Origin of the sequence: Slackia isoflavoniconvertens, from assembly GCF_003725955.1 — a bacterium.
GTDB classification, from domain to species: domain Bacteria; phylum Actinomycetota; class Coriobacteriia; order Coriobacteriales; family Eggerthellaceae; genus Slackia; species Slackia isoflavoniconvertens.
In genome coordinates this window covers 16,745-32,351 of record NZ_QIBZ01000014.1, presented here as the reverse complement: position 1 = coordinate 32,351, position 15,607 = coordinate 16,745, and the positions used below count along the sequence as shown (strand labels likewise).

The 15,607-nt window shown below is 58.5% G+C and carries 15 protein-coding genes; all 15 read right to left on the bottom strand.

Annotated features, from left to right (window positions below):
- Position 1: 1 nt before the first annotated feature.
- The 15 genes from alr to DMP05_RS07635 all read right to left on the bottom strand — a co-directional run bounded on the left by alr (position 2) and on the right by DMP05_RS07635 (position 15,548).
- Positions 2-1,300: an alanine racemase gene (alr, locus tag DMP05_RS07705; RefSeq protein ID WP_183907169.1), complete on the bottom strand. Its 1,299-nt coding sequence runs from the start codon at positions 1,298-1,300 to the stop codon at positions 2-4.
- A gap of 148 nt (positions 1,301-1,448) precedes the next feature.
- On the bottom strand, positions 1,449-1,793 hold the full coding sequence (locus DMP05_RS07700) for an HIRAN domain-containing protein (protein ID WP_123219897.1): 345 nt from the start codon (positions 1,791-1,793) through the stop codon (positions 1,449-1,451).
- Positions 1,794-1,966: 173 nt separating this feature from the next.
- Positions 1,967-2,890 carry a virulence RhuM family protein/type II toxin-antitoxin system death-on-curing family toxin gene (locus DMP05_RS07695; protein WP_183907168.1) on the bottom strand — a complete coding sequence of 308 codons (924 nt, stop codon included), beginning with the start codon at positions 2,888-2,890 and terminating at the stop codon, positions 1,967-1,969.
- Between the two features lie 181 nt (positions 2,891-3,071).
- Positions 3,072-3,890: a UTP--glucose-1-phosphate uridylyltransferase gene (locus DMP05_RS07690; RefSeq protein WP_114616247.1), complete on the bottom strand. Its 819-nt coding sequence runs from the start codon at positions 3,888-3,890 to the stop codon at positions 3,072-3,074.
- A 256-nt stretch (positions 3,891-4,146) separates the two neighbouring features.
- Entirely contained in the window at positions 4,147-4,338 is a 192-nt protein-coding gene (locus DMP05_RS07685) for a heme exporter protein CcmD (protein ID WP_123219896.1), read from the bottom strand.
- Positions 4,339-5,103, bottom strand: coding sequence for a cytochrome c biogenesis protein (ccsA, locus tag DMP05_RS07680; protein WP_123219895.1), 765 nt, complete (start codon positions 5,101-5,103; stop codon positions 4,339-4,341). It abuts the gene before it with no gap.
- A 310-nt stretch (positions 5,104-5,413) separates the two neighbouring features.
- Positions 5,414-6,130, bottom strand: coding sequence for a heme exporter protein CcmB (locus DMP05_RS07675; protein WP_181861919.1), 717 nt, complete (start codon positions 6,128-6,130; stop codon positions 5,414-5,416).
- On the bottom strand, positions 6,131-6,844 hold the full coding sequence (locus DMP05_RS07670; RefSeq protein WP_123219894.1) for an ABC transporter ATP-binding protein: 714 nt from the start codon (positions 6,842-6,844) through the stop codon (positions 6,131-6,133). It abuts the gene before it with no gap.
- A gap of 10 nt (positions 6,845-6,854) precedes the next feature.
- Entirely contained in the window at positions 6,855-9,173 is a 2,319-nt protein-coding gene (locus DMP05_RS07665; RefSeq protein ID WP_123219893.1) for a heme lyase CcmF/NrfE family subunit, read from the bottom strand.
- 3 nt (positions 9,174-9,176) lie between these two features.
- Complete coding sequence (locus tag DMP05_RS07660; RefSeq protein ID WP_123219892.1) at positions 9,177-9,863, bottom strand: cytochrome c maturation protein CcmE domain-containing protein; 687 nt, start codon at positions 9,861-9,863, stop codon at positions 9,177-9,179.
- A 244-nt stretch (positions 9,864-10,107) separates the two neighbouring features.
- On the bottom strand, positions 10,108-10,827 hold the full coding sequence (locus tag DMP05_RS07655; RefSeq protein WP_123219891.1) for a cytochrome c3 family protein: 720 nt from the start codon (positions 10,825-10,827) through the stop codon (positions 10,108-10,110).
- Between the two features lie 534 nt (positions 10,828-11,361).
- Entirely contained in the window at positions 11,362-12,234 is an 873-nt protein-coding gene (locus tag DMP05_RS07650; RefSeq protein WP_244595095.1) for a 4Fe-4S binding protein, read from the bottom strand.
- A 7-nt stretch (positions 12,235-12,241) separates the two neighbouring features.
- The gene (locus tag DMP05_RS07645; RefSeq protein WP_123219889.1) at positions 12,242-12,490 is read right to left on the bottom strand and encodes a chaperone NapD; all 249 of its coding nucleotides are present in this window, start codon (positions 12,488-12,490) and stop codon (positions 12,242-12,244) included.
- A 96-nt stretch (positions 12,491-12,586) separates the two neighbouring features.
- Entirely contained in the window at positions 12,587-13,000 is a 414-nt protein-coding gene (locus tag DMP05_RS07640; protein ID WP_123219888.1) for a nitrate reductase cytochrome c-type subunit, read from the bottom strand.
- 13 nt (positions 13,001-13,013) lie between these two features.
- A complete protein-coding gene (locus DMP05_RS07635; RefSeq protein ID WP_123219887.1) occupies positions 13,014-15,548 on the bottom strand; it encodes a molybdopterin-dependent oxidoreductase in 2,535 nt (844 codons plus the stop codon).
- Between the last annotated feature and the right edge of the window lie 59 nt (positions 15,549-15,607).

Below are 15,607 nucleotides of genomic sequence, written 5' to 3'. Positions count from 1 at the left end.
TTTAGCGCGTGTAAACCTTAGGCATGCGCAAACCGAACGCGCAGCACAGCTCATGCGGAATGGTCCCGATTTGTTCCGCCATGTCGTCGATTGAGATGCGCGCGCCACCCTGAGCACCCACAAGCAGCACCTCGTCGCCAATTTGGGGGTCGAGACGCGGACGCGTACCGCTGCTGCGCATATCGATCTCAAACATGCACTGATCCATGCAGATATTGCCCACCTGGTTGCAAAGCTGGCCGTTGTAAATGACCTGGGCGCGGCTCGAAAGCGCCCGGTTGTAGCCGTCGGCATAGCCAATGGGCAGCGTGCAAATCTTCACACTGCCAGTAGAACGATAGTGCAAACCGTAGCTCACGCCCTCGCTCATGGGAGGCTGGCTCACGTTGGTGATGCGCGCGTGCACGCTCATGGCCGGGTGTAAATCGAAATAGCCCACCGTTTCGGGGCACGGGTGGAAGCCATACAGCGAAATGCCAAAGCGCGCCATATCGAGATGCGTATCGGGGTAGCGCAGAAGTGCTGCAGAGTTCGCACAATGCACGATGCCTGGGTTAATGCCCGCCACACGCATGTCGGAGACGGCTTCGGTGAAGCGGCGGAACTGCATGTTGAAGTCGAGCGTCTCGGGGCAGTCGGCCGTAGCGAAGTGGGTGAACGTGCCCACATGCTCAAGCGCACGGTGGAAGCTGATTTGACGCACGAACTCGACCGCTTCGTCAAAGCGCACGCCAATGCGGTTCATGCCGGTGTTAAGCGCCAGATGGAACGGAGCGCGCAGCCCATGCGCGTCGGCCGCCTCGCCATAGGCGACAGCGAACTCGGCCGTGTATACGCTCGGCATGATGTTATAGTTCAGAAGCAGCGGAATGGCGGCCTCGGGGGGCTCGGAAAGCATGAGCACGGGCGCGGTAATGCCCGCCTCGCGCAGCTTAACGCCTTCCTGCACCGTCGCCACCGCAAGATAGGAGGCGCCGGCAGAAAGTGCGGTTTTCGCAACCTCAACCGAACCATGACCGTAGGCGTCAGCCTTCACGACGGCAAGCAGGCGACACCCGGGTTTCAGGCGGCGCTTGGCCACGACGATATTGTTGCGAATGGCGCCCAGGTCGACCTCAACCCATGACCAACGGCGCTCGTTTTCGGCGATTTCAGCCAAGCGCTCAGGCGAAAAATCGTTCGCATTCGCAGCTGCGCGAGAACCCAGGGGCGTCACATCGCGCAGCAAGCTCGAAACGTCCTGCTGCTTGGCGGGTCGACTTCCGCCCACCTGCGCACCGAATGCATTGAATCCGTTCATAGAGGCTGCTCCTCTTTCATATCCCATTAGTACTTGTAGGATACCGCGCGAAAGCGCGTGCTGGGTAAACGTTTTCGAAAACCAGCCCATGCACAAAGAGAAACGCCCCGTTCGAACGGGGCGCCCTACCCAAACGCGGAGCACACGGCTATTCCGCCTTTTTCTGTTTGCGATTGTCGGTGACGTAAATTCCCACGCGCACCTGTTTCCATGGATCGGCCTTTTTGTCGACCTGCATAATGCGGCATTCAAGCACGTTGGCATGGCCGAAACGCAACAGCTGCGCGATGGTAGCGTTGCTATCGCCGGGGACGTAGCCAAGATGCACGCCCTTGCGGTAAATCGCCACGGCATCGGGGTCGTGTGGGTTGTCGGGTTCGGCTATGAGTTCGAGCTTCTTACCAGCCTTGAGTTTCTTGAGCGCCAACGCGCCATCGTGATATTGAAACCCCGCGATAAAGAACGACTGCATGATTTTTGACGGCTCGTACATAGCTTCCTCCTATCGATTCACCTGATAGGAACGATACTAGCCAGTTTCATTCGCACGCGTGTACAACAGAATGGACAGAACTGGCCAAATTGCACGCCGCATACAACACGAGGGCCACGCCCAATCGGATGTGTCCCTCGCCCCATCTTGCTCTTGCCGCCATGCGCTACGCACTACCCCAAAGAAAGGAAGCTCATAGCCAATGCCACCATAGCCTCTTTCTCGTCGGGCTTCGACTCGGCGGTCATGATGGTGAGCGCGACCAACGCGCTGTCGGAAATACGCTTGGCGCCATCGGCCCACAACGCATCGTTCATGTTCAAGAAATACAGGAAGAGCGCGGCGGCGATGCGCTTGTTGCCGTCGTGGAACGAATGGTTCTTCACGACAAAATACAGCAGGTTCGCGGCCTTTTCCTCGAGAGTCGGGTACATCTCCTGTCCGCCGAAGCCCTGGTAGATCGCCGCGATGCTCGAGCGGAAGGAGTCGTCCTTCTCGACGCCGAACAGGTCGCTGTCGCGCGAGAACTTCATTGACGCGATAAGGCTTCGGCATTCGTCGTAATTAAGCACGTACGTCGCCGCGCGGCCCTTCGGCTTCGCGATTCGCCGATGGTCGTAGTCGTCGAGCAGATCGAGCGCGCCTGTGTACGCTTTGACGACCGAGAGAACACCCTTCGCCTCGGAAGAATTCGGAATGCAATCCATGACCTGGACGATTTGCCCTAACTGCGCAAGGCGACGCTTGTTTGCTGCGTAGCCATCAAGCACATATTGTCGCAGCACGCCTGTTGCCCATCGACGGAATTCGACGCCGCGCTTTGATTTCACGCGATAGGCGACCGAAATGATGGCATCAAGGTTGTAGAACGCGACCGGCTTGTCCGAATTTGCAATGTGCAAATAATGCACATTGCCTTCTTCGAGGATTTCCCCTTCCCTAAAAATATTAGAGATATGGCGGGAAATCACCGACCTGTCTCTCCCAAAAAGCGTCGCCATCTGCTCTTTCGTCAGCCATACCGTTTCGCCGTCGAATTCGACATTGAGCTTTATCTGATCGTCTTCCGATTCGAACAGCACAATCTCGTTTTCCATCTCGCCTCCAACCCGCGTCGTTTATAGCCAAACGTTTGTTCGTATTGTAGCATGCAGGCAGACCCTATACCACGAGCTAATAAAACAGCAACCATCAGTAGGTGCCTTTTGTTCCACGAGATAAGGCGCTAAAAAACGGGGGCGCCATATGGCGCCCCCGTTCTCTCGCGTATTTTTCAGCCTAGCCGTTCTTGCGAGCGTACAGCTTGTTGTTGGTGTCGAGCCAGGTCTCGACCGTGCCGGTGTCGAAGCCGTCTTCGTCGGAAATGACGACAGCGTACATTTCCTCTTCGGCGAGCACCGCATCAAGCGCATCGGTGAGCTGGATTTCGCCGCCCACGGTGGGCTTGGCGTCGGCCAGAAGCTCCATAACGCGAGCCGAAAGCAGGTAGCGGCCGAACACCGAGAGGTTCGACGGAGCATCCTCAAGCGCCGGCTTCTCGACCAGGCTGTTCACCTTCCACACGCCGTCTTCGCCTTCGACGGGAGCGCCGTCGATAATGCCGAAGCGATGCACCTGCTCGTCGGGAACGGGAAGCACGGCAATCACGCTCGCGCCGCCGTGTGCGCGAGAAACCTCGAGCATGCGCGGGCAAATGTTGTTGTCGGGCACGATGACGTCGCCCAAAAGCACGAAGAACGGCTCATCGGCGGTTTTTTCGGCCGCACAGTGAATCGCATGGCCCAAGCCCAGCGGCTCGTCCTGGTAAACGTAGGAAACGTTGAGATTGCCAACGCGCTCGACCTCGTCGGCATAAGCATCTTTGCCGCGGGCGCGCAGCGTTGCCACGAGCTCCGGGTCGGGCGAGAAGTGCTTCTCAATGGACTTCTTATCGCGGCTGTTCACGATAACGACCTCATCGGCGCCCGATGCCAAGCCCTCTTCGACCACATACTGAATAACCGGGCGATCGACCACAAGCAGCATTTCTTTCGGCTGAGCCTTAGTGGCGGGAAGGAAGCGCGTGCCCATGCCCGCAGCGGGAATCAAAGCCTTCAACGTACATCTCCTATCTGGGAAAACGACGTGCCGCGCACGGCGGCCCGTTCGATTGCGTGGGTGTATTGTACGACACTTGAACGCCGAGCGGGAAAAGCCCAAAAAGGCTGCACGCCAGCGCGAACGAGCACCGCCGCGAATGAACACCGGGCACCCCATCGCCAAGCGCACTCTTGTCTCCGAGAAAGAAAAAGCGGCAGGCGTCCGTGGCACCCACCGCTCCAATCTCACATACGCAAAAAACCAGGCCAGCGCGCTATTTCTTCGCAGCAAGCAACTCTTCGACATGCTCCTCAAGCGCGTCAAGCTTCTTTTCGGTGTTCTTCAACTTCAAGGTGGTCATAATCACGTACACCATGAGAATCGCGAAGATAAGCGCATAGGCGGCGATTACGTACGGCGCACCGCCAAGCACGGTGGAATAGATTTCAGAAAGAACGGGATTCATTTAGTCCTCCAATGCGTCGGAAAGGCGGGCGACTTTGTCTTGCATGATTTGGGTGCGCAGGCGCAGGCGGTACAGACCGAACGCGATGAGCATCATGCCGAACAGCGACAGCAAGAACGGCAGCAACATGTCGGGCGACAGGCCCGAATCGGTGCGGAAAATAACCGGGTGCACGCTCGAGGGAATAATGCGCGTGATCATGAAGCAGATAGGCACATCCACGCAAATCAGAATGCCAAGCACAGCCGAATAGGTCGCGCGGCGCTCGGGGTCTTCAACGGCGTTGCGCAGAATGAAGTACGCGAAAACCATGAGCATCAAAATGAAGTACGTGGTAAGACGCGGCTCCCATGTCCACCACACACCCCACTCGAAGCGCTCCCACAACTCACCGCTGGCCATAACGCACAGCACGAAGACGAGCGCGACTTCCATGCAGATGCGCGAACGCACATCATAGCAAGCGCGTTTGGTCATAAGGAATCGAACGCCGTAGAACGCAGAGAATATCACCGCAGCGAAACTCGAAATGGCCACCGGCACGTGCCAATAGAAGATCTTCTGCGAGATGAGCAGCTTATTGGCCACCACAGTTCCCGCGATAACCTGCGGCTCGCTCACAGCCGCGCCGTTGACGAGCGGCGCCAACGTGAACGTGAGCACGAAGCCCGCAACGGCGAGCAGCGTGCCCACCGCCATCATCCAAGGCGCGGCAGCGTCAAGCTTGCCACCAACCTTGGGCTCCTTAAACGGTTTGTCGGTCATGTCACCAACCCTTCCTCGTATGCCTTAAGCAACGTAGACCATCTATTCGTATCCTACCGCCGCACGAAGCCAGGCCAGGGGCCCATCCGGGGCCACGGTTCGCTACCGTTCGCTTCGCGCAGCTGAGCAAACCTTGCGTCGCGGTCGCGTGCGGCTCCGCGCGGGCTTTTTGGAAACCGTCGGTGTTCATTCCTGCTTTTCATTCCAGAATGAAACACCGTCAAGCGGGCGCATAGCGAGCCAGAGGCGAGCGGTAGCCCGCTGTGGTTTCAGAAAAGCCCGCGCGGAGCCGCACGCGACCCCCAACGATTTAAGCGCTCACAACGAAGTCGTAAAGCACCCACGACACCAAAATCATGATGACGTCGTAGCCCCCCGCCAAAGCCATTGACGTGGTGAACGTCTCCATCACTTCCTCGCCGCCAACCAACACGCCCGTGGTCGCCGAAACGCACGCCCACAGAAGTGGAAACATAAGCGGAATGAACAACACCGCGAGCATAACGTCTTTGCCGCGCGTATTGATGGTGATGGTTGAAAGCAGCGTGCCAATGCCTGCTATACCGATGGTGCCCACCAAAAGCGGTGCGAACATGAGCGGCCACGTCTCGGCGGCACCCACCGTTCCCAAGAAAAAGAAGAAGAACAAAGGCACGCAAATAACCTCGACGATTAGCAAGAACACCAAGTTCGCCGTGGCCTTCGCCAAGAAAATCACGGAGCGGTCCATGGGCACGAGCAAAATGCTCTCCAAGCAGCCGTTTTCTTTCTCATGAGAAAACGAGCGGTTCAACCCCAGCAGACTCGTGAACAATACCACGACCCACAAAAGGCCGCCCGCCATTTGCTGAATGTCGAGCTCGCTTCCCGCCTGGGCGAGCGAGGCGCCATACACCACGAGCACGAGCAGGGCATACAGGCCCATGGACGTGATCATTTCCTTGGTGTGCAGCTCCTGGGCGAGGTCTTTGCGCAAGAGCGCCTTGTAATGCGCCCAGGTTGAGGGCTTTTTCATTTCAACGGCCACTTACGCCACCCCCATTCCCACGGTCTCGCGATAGAGCTGGCGGAACTGTTCGAAATCGATGTCTTCCTTAGGCGCGTAGCTCACCACGCGACCGCGCGCGAGCACGAGCGCATGCGTGCACACGTCGAAGCCCTTCTGCAAATCGTGGCTCACCATGATGAAGGTTCGCCCGTCGCGCAGCTGCTCGATGAGCCCGTCGAAAATCTCGACTGCATGGGGGTCGAGGCCGGCGTAAGGTTCATCGAGGAACACCACATCAGGGTCGTTCATCAGGGCACGCGCGATGGAAAGGCGCTGCGTCATGCCGCGCGAGAAAGTGCGCACCACATCGAAGCGACGATGGTCGAGTTCAACTGCGCGCAGAAGCTCGCGCACGCGCTCCTCGGCGTTCACCACGCCATAGAGCTGCGCGGTGAACATGAGGTTCTCCATAGCCGTAAGATCGGGATACAGCATGGGGTTGTGCGAGATGAGCCCAATGTGCTCGCGCACCTTGTCGGGTTCTTCCTTCGCATCGAACCCCGCCACAAGCGCCGTGCCCGACGTAGCGCGAGAAAGCGTGGCAAGCGTGCGCACGAGCGTGGTTTTCCCAGCGCCGTTCGGCCCGAAAATCGAAAGGAACGCACCTTCAGGCACCTCGATTGACACCTTGTCGAGCGCCTTGCGGTCGCCGAACACCTTCGTGAGCTTTTTCGTTTCAATGGCGTTTGCCATAGCTGCCGCCCTACGCTTCCGCCGTTGCCGCCGGCCTGGTCGCCGTCACGGTTTCGGCCGCGGCATCGGTCGCCGCCTCGGCAGCGCTTTCAGCCTTGCTCGCGACCTGCTCCGCACAAGCCTCGCCCGCAGCCGATTCCGCGCGAGCATCGCCCTTGGCAGTTTCGGCTTGCGCCTGGGCTGCATCCTTCACCTTATTGGAGGGCTTGCGACGGCCGAATGCGCCAAGGCCGGTGCCAATAACGAGCATCGCAAAGCCGGCCCATACCCAGCTGATGAGCGGGTTCACGCGCACGTCCATCGACAGCTGGCCGGCATCGTTTACGCCGCGGTACACCACGAACAAGTCTTCCATGGGGAAGCTGATCACGCTCGCGTTGAGCTTGGTCTGTTGTGTAGCCGACTGAAGCGTCACCGAAGGCGACACGGTGTCAATGTAGCTGCCGGAATTTGTGTCGTACACCTCAAACTGGGTGCAATAATCGATCTGCTTGCCGTTCGAGGTCTGATTCACTTCGTTGTTCGCATAGCGAAGCTCGTAGTTTTCAATCGTGAACGTGCCACCCGTGTTGGTATCTTGGTCGAAATCGACATAGCCGACCTTCTCGGTCACATACATCGACGAGCCAATGAGACCCACCAAAATGACGGACATCGCGAGGTGCGTGATGTAGCCGCCGAAACGCGGGGCGTCGGCCGCGAGGCTCGCGAAAAACGCCGCCACCGGGTTTTTGCCCGTGGCCTTTGCGCGCGCGCCAACCGTGCGGCCAATGAGGAACAGCGTGTTGAAGAACAGCAAGCTCGCCACGGCGAAGCCCACCACGGCAATGCCGTTGTAGTACCACACGGGGCCTTCCGAGGCGAGTTCTTCAGCCTCGGTGCCGCCCGCCTGAATAATGGCGTCATACGCCGGGTAGAGCGTGGTCACGAAATACGACATAAGCCCGACGAACAGCACAACCGCGCACAATGCGGGAATGCGCGCCTTCTTCCAGAACGTCTTGGGGTCGGTTTTCACCCAAGAAAGCAGCGGGCACACAGCAATGATCGCGCAGTACACCACGCCAAGCGGGCGCGCGATGGCGTTGTACGTGCCAGCAGACAGGCTCTGGCCACCAAACGGCAGCCACGAAGGCAGCGCGCTTGCCACCGTGAGGTAGCACAGAATCACCGTGAACACGATCATGATCACGTTGTTGAAGTAATACGCGGCGTCGCGCGAGGCGAACGATTCCATAACGTCGTTCTCGCCGGGGCAGAAGCTTTTCCAGCGAATGAACAGGCCAAGGGCGCCCACAAGCATCGAAACCGCAATAAGGCCGCCGAAAAGCACAAGCGACACGGGGTCGCCCTCAAAGGCGTGCACCGATTGCACGATGCCCGAGCGCGTGATGAACGTGCCAGTAATGACGAACGCAAACGTGATGCACGCGCACATAATCGACCAGCGCTTAAACGCGCCGCGCTTGCGATACACGGTGAAGCTGTGCACAAGCGCGAGCGCAACGCACCACGAAAGCAAGCTGGCGTTTTCCACGGCGTCCCAGCCCCAGTAGCCGCCCCAGCCGAGCACGACGTAGGCCCACACGCAGCCAAGGCCAATGCCAATGCCCAAGAACAGCCACGAAATCATAGCGAAGCGGCTCGAGCGCTCGACCCATTTCTTCGAAGGGTCGTTCACGATGAGCGCCGCAATAGCGTATGCAAACGGAATGGTAAGGCCCGCATAGCCGATGAACAGCGTAGGCGGGTGAATGGCCTGCGCCCAGTGCTCAAGCAGCGGGTTCATGCCTTGCATGGAGCCCGTGTTCGTGAGGCGGCCCGAGGAATCGATATAAGGCGCGGCAGTCGCAGTGAAGGGCATGTTGCTTTCCGAGAAGAGCATAACCGCCACAAACGCCACGAGCACGAGGCCCGACACGAGCAGCGCCATGCAATCGATGGGCTCGTCGTGCTTCATCACGCGCACGGCCACGGCCACATTGAAAGCCGAAATGAGCCACGCCCACAGCAGAAGCGAGCCCTCGCGGCCGGCCCACAGGCCCGCAAAACGATAGAGCACGCCGAGCGCGCCTTCCGCCTCAGAATGCTCGAGCAGCACGTATTCGATAGAGAAGTCGCCCGTCATGAAGCAGAAGACGAGCAGGCCGCAGCAGAACGTGAGCGCGACGAACGCAAGAATATGCGCCACGGCGCCCGCCCATGCGAACGTGTCGGCCGAAGAAGCGCGGCGAGTGCCGCGAAGCGCCTGCGAAGCGAGCAGGCATACAGAGCCAATGGCAACGCCGGCGAAGGCGATGACCAAGCCGAATAAACCAAAAGTAGACACGCTTTAACCCTCCTGTGCGACGTCGGTAGCCTTGAATGCGCCAGAAGCCTCCAGCGAGCCCGTAACCACGACCGAGGTGCCATCGGAGATGCCGTCGGCAAGCGCGCCGTCGTAATCGACCGCGATCTCGCGCGAGGCGTCGCTGGCGTCAACGACAACGAAGCGCGGCTCGCCGCTTTCGGCGGCCGAGGTAAGCGTACCGGCCTTCACGGTGCCTTTGAGCTTCACAGTGGTGTTGATGATGGAGTCGCCATAGTCGAGCAGGCTCGTCACGCTCAGCGCGTCGGTGGCGCTTTCGTACTTCGAGGGGCACTTCGTCACGAGTTCGCTGCACACGAGCTCAAGGCCGCCTTCGCCCTCGACGATTTTACCCGTGCAAATAGCGGTCACGCCATTGCCGAACGTCGAAGAGGCCGCGCCGTCATAGCTCACGTGGAGCTTCTGGGCCGGGTCGCCCCCATCGGGATCGTAAATGTCGAACGTGAGCACGCCGTCAACCGTGGCAAACGAGTTGTCGACCACGTTGCCGGAAACCTGCACGCGCTCGTCGGCGAGGTCAGATTCCAGGGCGTCTTTCACCGAAATGGTTTTCGCCGCGCCGCTCGAGCCAACAATGGCCAGAACAATCGCGAGCACCACAACGATGACGCCCGTGACCACAATGAGCCTGCGCTTCATTTTGGAGTTCATTTACTTCGCTCCTTTTCCATGCGGCGCTTCCTAGCCGCTCCCCTTGCGCGCACGCGCGCGCCCGTAACTCAATAAAGCCCCATCGGGCATTGCGGCCCCACACCAAAAAGAGCAGGACATTCCTACTTTAAAGAATACAAAAAAAGGACCCGCCAAAAAATGGCAGGTCCTTTTGTTCCATGGCGCTTCAGGAAACTACGCAGATTGCAGTACCCAAGGCGTTGTAGCCAATAAAAACGTCAGGCTAGAGAGTCTGAACCTTCTTGGCCTCGGTCGCGTTGAGCCAGCCCTCCGGGATAGGAGCGTCGCTGTGGCAGCTGGAGCAGTAGTTCACAGACTGCGCATGGCCCTTGTGGCACTGAGTGCAAGAGTACTCGCCGTGCTGGGCAACATGCGGGTTGCGGGTGCTGGACAGGTCGGCGGTCAGAGCCACGAGGTCGTCGCGGGTCATGACGGAACCGTCAGCGTTGGTGTGGCAGCCGGAGTTCAGGCAGAACTCATCGTCTTCAGCGCCACGAGCAGCAACGAGCTCGCTGATGTCGCGGGTCTCGAGGACGGTTTCGCCCTGCTTGTTCTCGCCAGCGACCTCATAGTTGCCGCTAATCCAGTTCATGCCCTCGGTGACCTGCTCGGTAATGACAGGCTGATGGCAGCCGAGGCAGGTGGTGCCAGCTTCGGTCTTGTGCGAGTAAGCCATCATGGAATTCTTCTGATCCTCAGAAGTAAGCTCGTTACCATACTTGTCGTAGTTACCGGAATCGTAGGTCTCGAGGTACGCGTCCATCGGGGTGTGGCAGATGGCGGCGCAGAAGCTCGGCTGCTCATGCCAAACCCAGAAGCCCGCACCAGCGGCCACAATCACAACAGCGACGACACCGACAACGACGGGCCACTTCTTCTTGCCCTTCTTGGCGGCTTTGGTATCCGCAGCTTCGGTCGTTTCAACCTTCTCTTCTTCAGCCATGGATACCCCCTTTCTTTCTTCTTTCCTTCACTTCCCCGTATTCCGTGTACAAGTTGGAGGGGATGCCCAAGGCATCTTGGTAAATCTGTACACGAAATACTTCCGAGAACTTTAGCACAGTTCGCCGAAAAACCGCCGAAAAAGCCCTCACCCATTTGGGGGGAAATTACAACAAATTACGTATATGAGGCCGTTTTTGCCTCGTCTGCAAGGTACGAAATACCGATTTACTAAGTATTTTGACGTAGCCGGCGCCGAAATGGCTGCGTTCGTTTGTTGTAGTAGCGTTTTTGCTTCATTTGTGAAACAACATCGTTTGACCATTTTCCCGCGGCGTCGCGCGACGCGATTAACGCCCGCCGAAACGTTCGGGAGCGGCACATAGGCGGCGCGCCTGAGCGCACGTCTACCATGAGCGCTCCCGCATCAGAGCCCAACGCCGTTCAGACGTAGTTCTCACTCGAAAGCCACGAACCTCTTCATGGCCTTTCGAGCGAGAATAGCCCGCGCGCGGCATGAATCGCGAGATATCTCCTACAACTCAGGATGCCTCGGCAACGCGAACCCAATTTTAAGGGCCGAATACGGACATACATCCACGCATTTCCCGCACAGCATGCAATCACCTGCGACAACACGGCCTGCCTTGCCCGAAAGGACATCGTCAAGGATTTCGGGATCGCACAGACACGCCGCCTGGCATGCGCCACAATGCACGCACAAATCATGGTCGATCTTCACGCTCACCAAACCCACGCAACCGAGCGTTTCATACATGCCGCCAAGAGGGCACAACGCGCGGCACCACACGCGGTGCGCCCAGAATAGCTCCGCAAACACGATTGCCGCCAGCGTGAAAACCCCCGCAAACGAGCCGAACAGCACGGCCTTGTTCACGGCGCTTATGGGATTCACCAATTCGAACACGGGCACGCTGCATACTGCGGAAAGAGCAAGCACCGCCGCCGCGATCCCGACCTTCGCCTTGCGCGGAACCGCGCGCTCGCGCACCGCAATGCCCAATTTACCACGAAGCCAATCGACAAACTCGCACAGCAGGTTCACCGGACACGCCCAGCCGCAAAAAGCGCGCCCGCGAACCATGCCGTAAGCCACCAAAACAGGAAGCGCCCAAGCAAGACCGGCAAAAGCAACGCTTTTCGCCGCCGCCGTAACCTGCAGCGCAGCGAAGGGGTCGAGCAAATCGAGTCCGAACAAATGCGACGACGAGAGACTTCCCCACCAAGCAAACCCACTCGGCGTCGCAAGCGGCTCTTCGGGAGAAGAAAAACCCAGCCCCAAAGCACTCCAGCCCGCCGCGGAAAGCGGCACGAAGAAAAGAATCGCTACGACAATTTGGACCACGCGGCGCGCAATCGTCCAACGCCCCTTACGCTTCTTTGCCACGGCAAACCTACTTCCCCAAGTTATCATCTTCGAAATTGGCGTAAACAAGATCGACGCCACGAACCGTATCGATGCTCACAAAATCGCTCGCGATACGATGGCTTTCATCGATACCATCGGCCTCCACGGTCACCACCACTTTGCCTTGCTTTGCGTCAATGCCATGCACTTCCACGCCATCGCGAGCAGAAAGCTCGGCGGCAACGGCGTCGCACGCCTCGGGAGCGCATTCAACAATCAAACTTGAAATAGTCATCGGAATCCCCCTCAAACATGACCCATCAATAGCTCAGCAATGAAGGCCCCACACATTTCTCCGCACGTTTCGGCCCCCGAGGCTCCCAAGCGAACGCTAATCGTCAAGCCCTTCCTGCCCGGTTTCCACTTCGGCCTCTTCATAGGTCGCGTCGTCGCCGAGCTTCTTGTTCGGATCAACCGAATGGCAGCTGCGACATTCGTTGCGAATGGGATCGAGCTCGAATGTCGACGGGTCGTTGTTCACGTAGTGGCCATTCGGCATGGCAACCGCATTTTTTGCCGTAGGATTACCCTGCACGCTGGCACCGTGGCATCGATAGCACTTATACGCCGTGCGATCGACGTATTTCTGGTGCTGTGCCGGCATGAGCTTCGGCGTGGTTTCGGTGCCGGCAACCGCATTAGACGGCTCGGGCTGCTGAGCCGCGCAACCCGCACCCGCCACGCAGCCAACAGCCAACACGACGGTCACAACCGCAATACCCACACGCGTTTTGGAAATCTTCATCGTCAGACCCTCCCTAAGCCTTCTTGATGCTGACACACGTCTTTTTATAGTCGGTCTCTTTCGAAAGCGGGCAATAGTAATCCTGCACAACACGGTTGATGAGCGTTTCGGCCGCAAAGAACGGCGCAAACACCATGCCCGAAGGAGGCTCAACGCGACCGGCGAGCGACACCTTGATCTGCATCGTTCCATGCGGACTCGTAAGCTGCACCATATCGCCGTCGTTTACGCCAAGCGCGGCAGCGTCGTCGGCGTTCATGGAAAGCAAGGCCTCGGGCAGCGCGCGGTCGAGCTCCTCGACGCGGCGCGTCATGGTGCCGGTATGCCAATGCTCGAGCAAACGGCCCGTGCAGAACCAGAACGGGAATTCCGCGGAAGGTTCCTGCGCCGGCGGCTCATACGGACGGAAGACCACCGAAGGCTTGTGATCGGCGCTCTTGTACCAGCTCATGCCGCCAGCAAGACCCTTATCGCCATACATCTCGATACCGACCTCGTCATAGCCATCGGCCTGCTTGCCATCGGAAAAACGCCACTTGGTGGGCAGCCACTGCCCATCGACCTCGCGCACAGGCCAGGTAAGGCCGTGGTGCGCCAGATATTCGTCATAAGGAGCAAGCTGCTTGGCTTCCATCTTGAGCTTCTTTTCGGCATTGATGGCTGCGGCGCGTTCGTTCAAATCGGGGTTCGAGAACGTGCGGTACTCCTCCCAAATCGCACGGTTGACCTCACGGGAATCACCATTGAAGTCGTCTTTTTCAGCATCCCAAATGAAACCGAACAAGCGCGTGAACGCATCTTCGCCGTCAATCGTTTCGCCTTCGAGCACGCGACGCGCGACTTCGAGCAGCACCCACACGTCCCACTTGGCATCGCCCACAGGCTCCACAGCCTTTTCGAACACCGAGGTGCGGCGCTCCGCATTGCCGAATTGGCCCTCGCGTTCCACCCACATTGCCACGGGGAAAACGACGTCGGCATACTGGGTCGTAAGCGTCGGATACACTTCGTTTACCGCGATGAACGTGTCGAAAATACCCGTGTGCTCGCCGTCTTCGCCCAAGAAACGCGTCAGATTCGGCAGAGACTGCGCCCAGTTGTTGTGTGCGCTCCACAGGAAATCGATGTTGCCTTTCGACATTTCACGGAAGAGCTTGATCGTGTGATAGCCGGGCGTTTTGATTTCGTCGAGGTAGCCTTCGGGCAAATTCCAAACGGCTTCGGTATAGCGACGATGCGCCTCGTTGGCCACCACGAGGTCGGCCGGCAAGCGATGACAGAACGTGCCCACCTCGCGCGCCGTTCCGCATGCGCTCGGCTGGCCGGTGAGCGAAAATGCCGTTGAGCCCGGCTTGCCGTACTTGCCGGAAAGCAGGTGGATGTTATGTAGGTTGTGGTTCATCCACGTACCGCGATTGTGCTGATTAACGCCCATGGTCCACAGGCTCATCACGCGCAAATCGGGGTCGGCGAACACTTCGCACAAATCAGTAAGGTCCTCGACGGAAACGCCCGAAAGCTCGCTCGTGTACTCGAGCGTATAGTCCGCCAGACGCGCGGCGTATTCCTCAAACGTGCATGCGGTGGTTTTATCGACCGATTTGCCCAGGTCGCTTTTATCGTAGCCATCCTCGTAGGCGTTGCCGATGTTTTCGGTGCCCATTTTGAACTGCAAGTGGTCGCGCACGAAATCGGCATCGTATTTCTTATTCTGAATGAGGTAGTTCGCAACGCAGTTCGCAATGGCCAAGTCGGTGCCCGGGCGGAACAACAAAACCTTATCGGCGCTTGCCGAAGTTCGGGTTTTCATCGTGGTGATGTCGATATGACGAACGCTTTCATTCTGAAGCTTATGCGCGGTGAGTCGCGAATAGAGCATCGGATGCGCCTCGGCCATGTTGGCACCCCAGGTAATGAAAACGTCGGCATTGTCGAAATCTTCATAGCAACCGGCGGGCTCGTCGGTCTGGAACACGTTCATGAAGCCGACGACGGCGCTCGCCATGCACATGCGCGCATTCGGGTCGATATTGTTGGAAAGCAGGCCGGCCTTCCAGAACTTCGCGGTAAGGTAGCCTTCCGTAATGGGTTGCTGGCCGCTGCCCCAAAACGCCAGACGGCTCTTGTCTTTCTTCCATGTTTCGCGCAGCTTGGTCGACACGAGCTCAAGCGCTTCTTCCCAGCTAGCTTCACGCAGGCCGCTTTCGGTGCCCTTGGTGCCAGCGTCATCGCGAATAAGCGGCGTAGTCAGGCGATCTTTTCCATACAGAATCTTGCCAAGATAATAGCCCTTCACGCAGTTCAGGCCGCGATTCGATTGGTTGTCGGGATCACCGGTGACAGCCGTGACCTTCCCGTCTTTCGTCTCGACCAGCACGCCACAGCCACAGCCGCAGAAACGACACACTGCAGTATGCGTTTGTGTATCGCCCGCGCCCTGCTGTCCCGCATCGGACTTGCTGGCGCATGCCGCCAGACTGCCGCCCGCCGCCGCCATCGCCGCGGCAATCGCCGAAGCCTTCACGAAATCGCGTCGCGTAACATCCATGGTGTCCACCTTCCCTTAATAACGGTTCTTCCCTATAACCTTTTAGAAAGCGCCCTTCG

Bases quoted from the DNA above. Each gene is read 5' to 3' on its own strand.
- ccsA (WP_123219895.1), bottom strand. From the start codon at position 5,103: ATGACCGACAAACCGTTTAAGGAGCCCAAGGTTGGTGGCAAGCTTGAC.
- alr (WP_183907169.1), bottom strand. From the start codon at position 1,300: ATGAACGGATTCAATGCATTCGGTGCGCAGGTGGGCGGAAGTCGACCC.
- DMP05_RS07670 (WP_123219894.1), bottom strand. From the start codon at position 6,844: ATGGCAAACGCCATTGAAACGAAAAAGCTCACGAAGGTGTTCGGCGAC.
- DMP05_RS07685 (WP_123219896.1), bottom strand. From the start codon at position 4,338: ATGAATCCCGTTCTTTCTGAAATCTATTCCACCGTGCTTGGCGGTGCG.
- DMP05_RS07700 (WP_123219897.1), bottom strand. From the start codon at position 1,793: ATGTACGAGCCGTCAAAAATCATGCAGTCGTTCTTTATCGCGGGGTTT.
- DMP05_RS07645 (WP_123219889.1), bottom strand. From the start codon at position 12,490: ATGACTATTTCAAGTTTGATTGTTGAATGCGCTCCCGAGGCGTGCGAC.
- DMP05_RS07640 (WP_123219888.1), bottom strand. From the start codon at position 13,000: ATGAAGATTTCCAAAACGCGTGTGGGTATTGCGGTTGTGACCGTCGTG.
- DMP05_RS07635 (WP_123219887.1), bottom strand. From the start codon at position 15,548: ATGGATGTTACGCGACGCGATTTCGTGAAGGCTTCGGCGATTGCCGCG.
- DMP05_RS07695 (WP_183907168.1), bottom strand. From the start codon at position 2,890: ATGGAAAACGAGATTGTGCTGTTCGAATCGGAAGACGATCAGATAAAG.
- DMP05_RS07655 (WP_123219891.1), bottom strand. From the start codon at position 10,827: ATGGCTGAAGAAGAGAAGGTTGAAACGACCGAAGCTGCGGATACCAAA.
- DMP05_RS07660 (WP_123219892.1), bottom strand. From the start codon at position 9,863: ATGAACTCCAAAATGAAGCGCAGGCTCATTGTGGTCACGGGCGTCATC.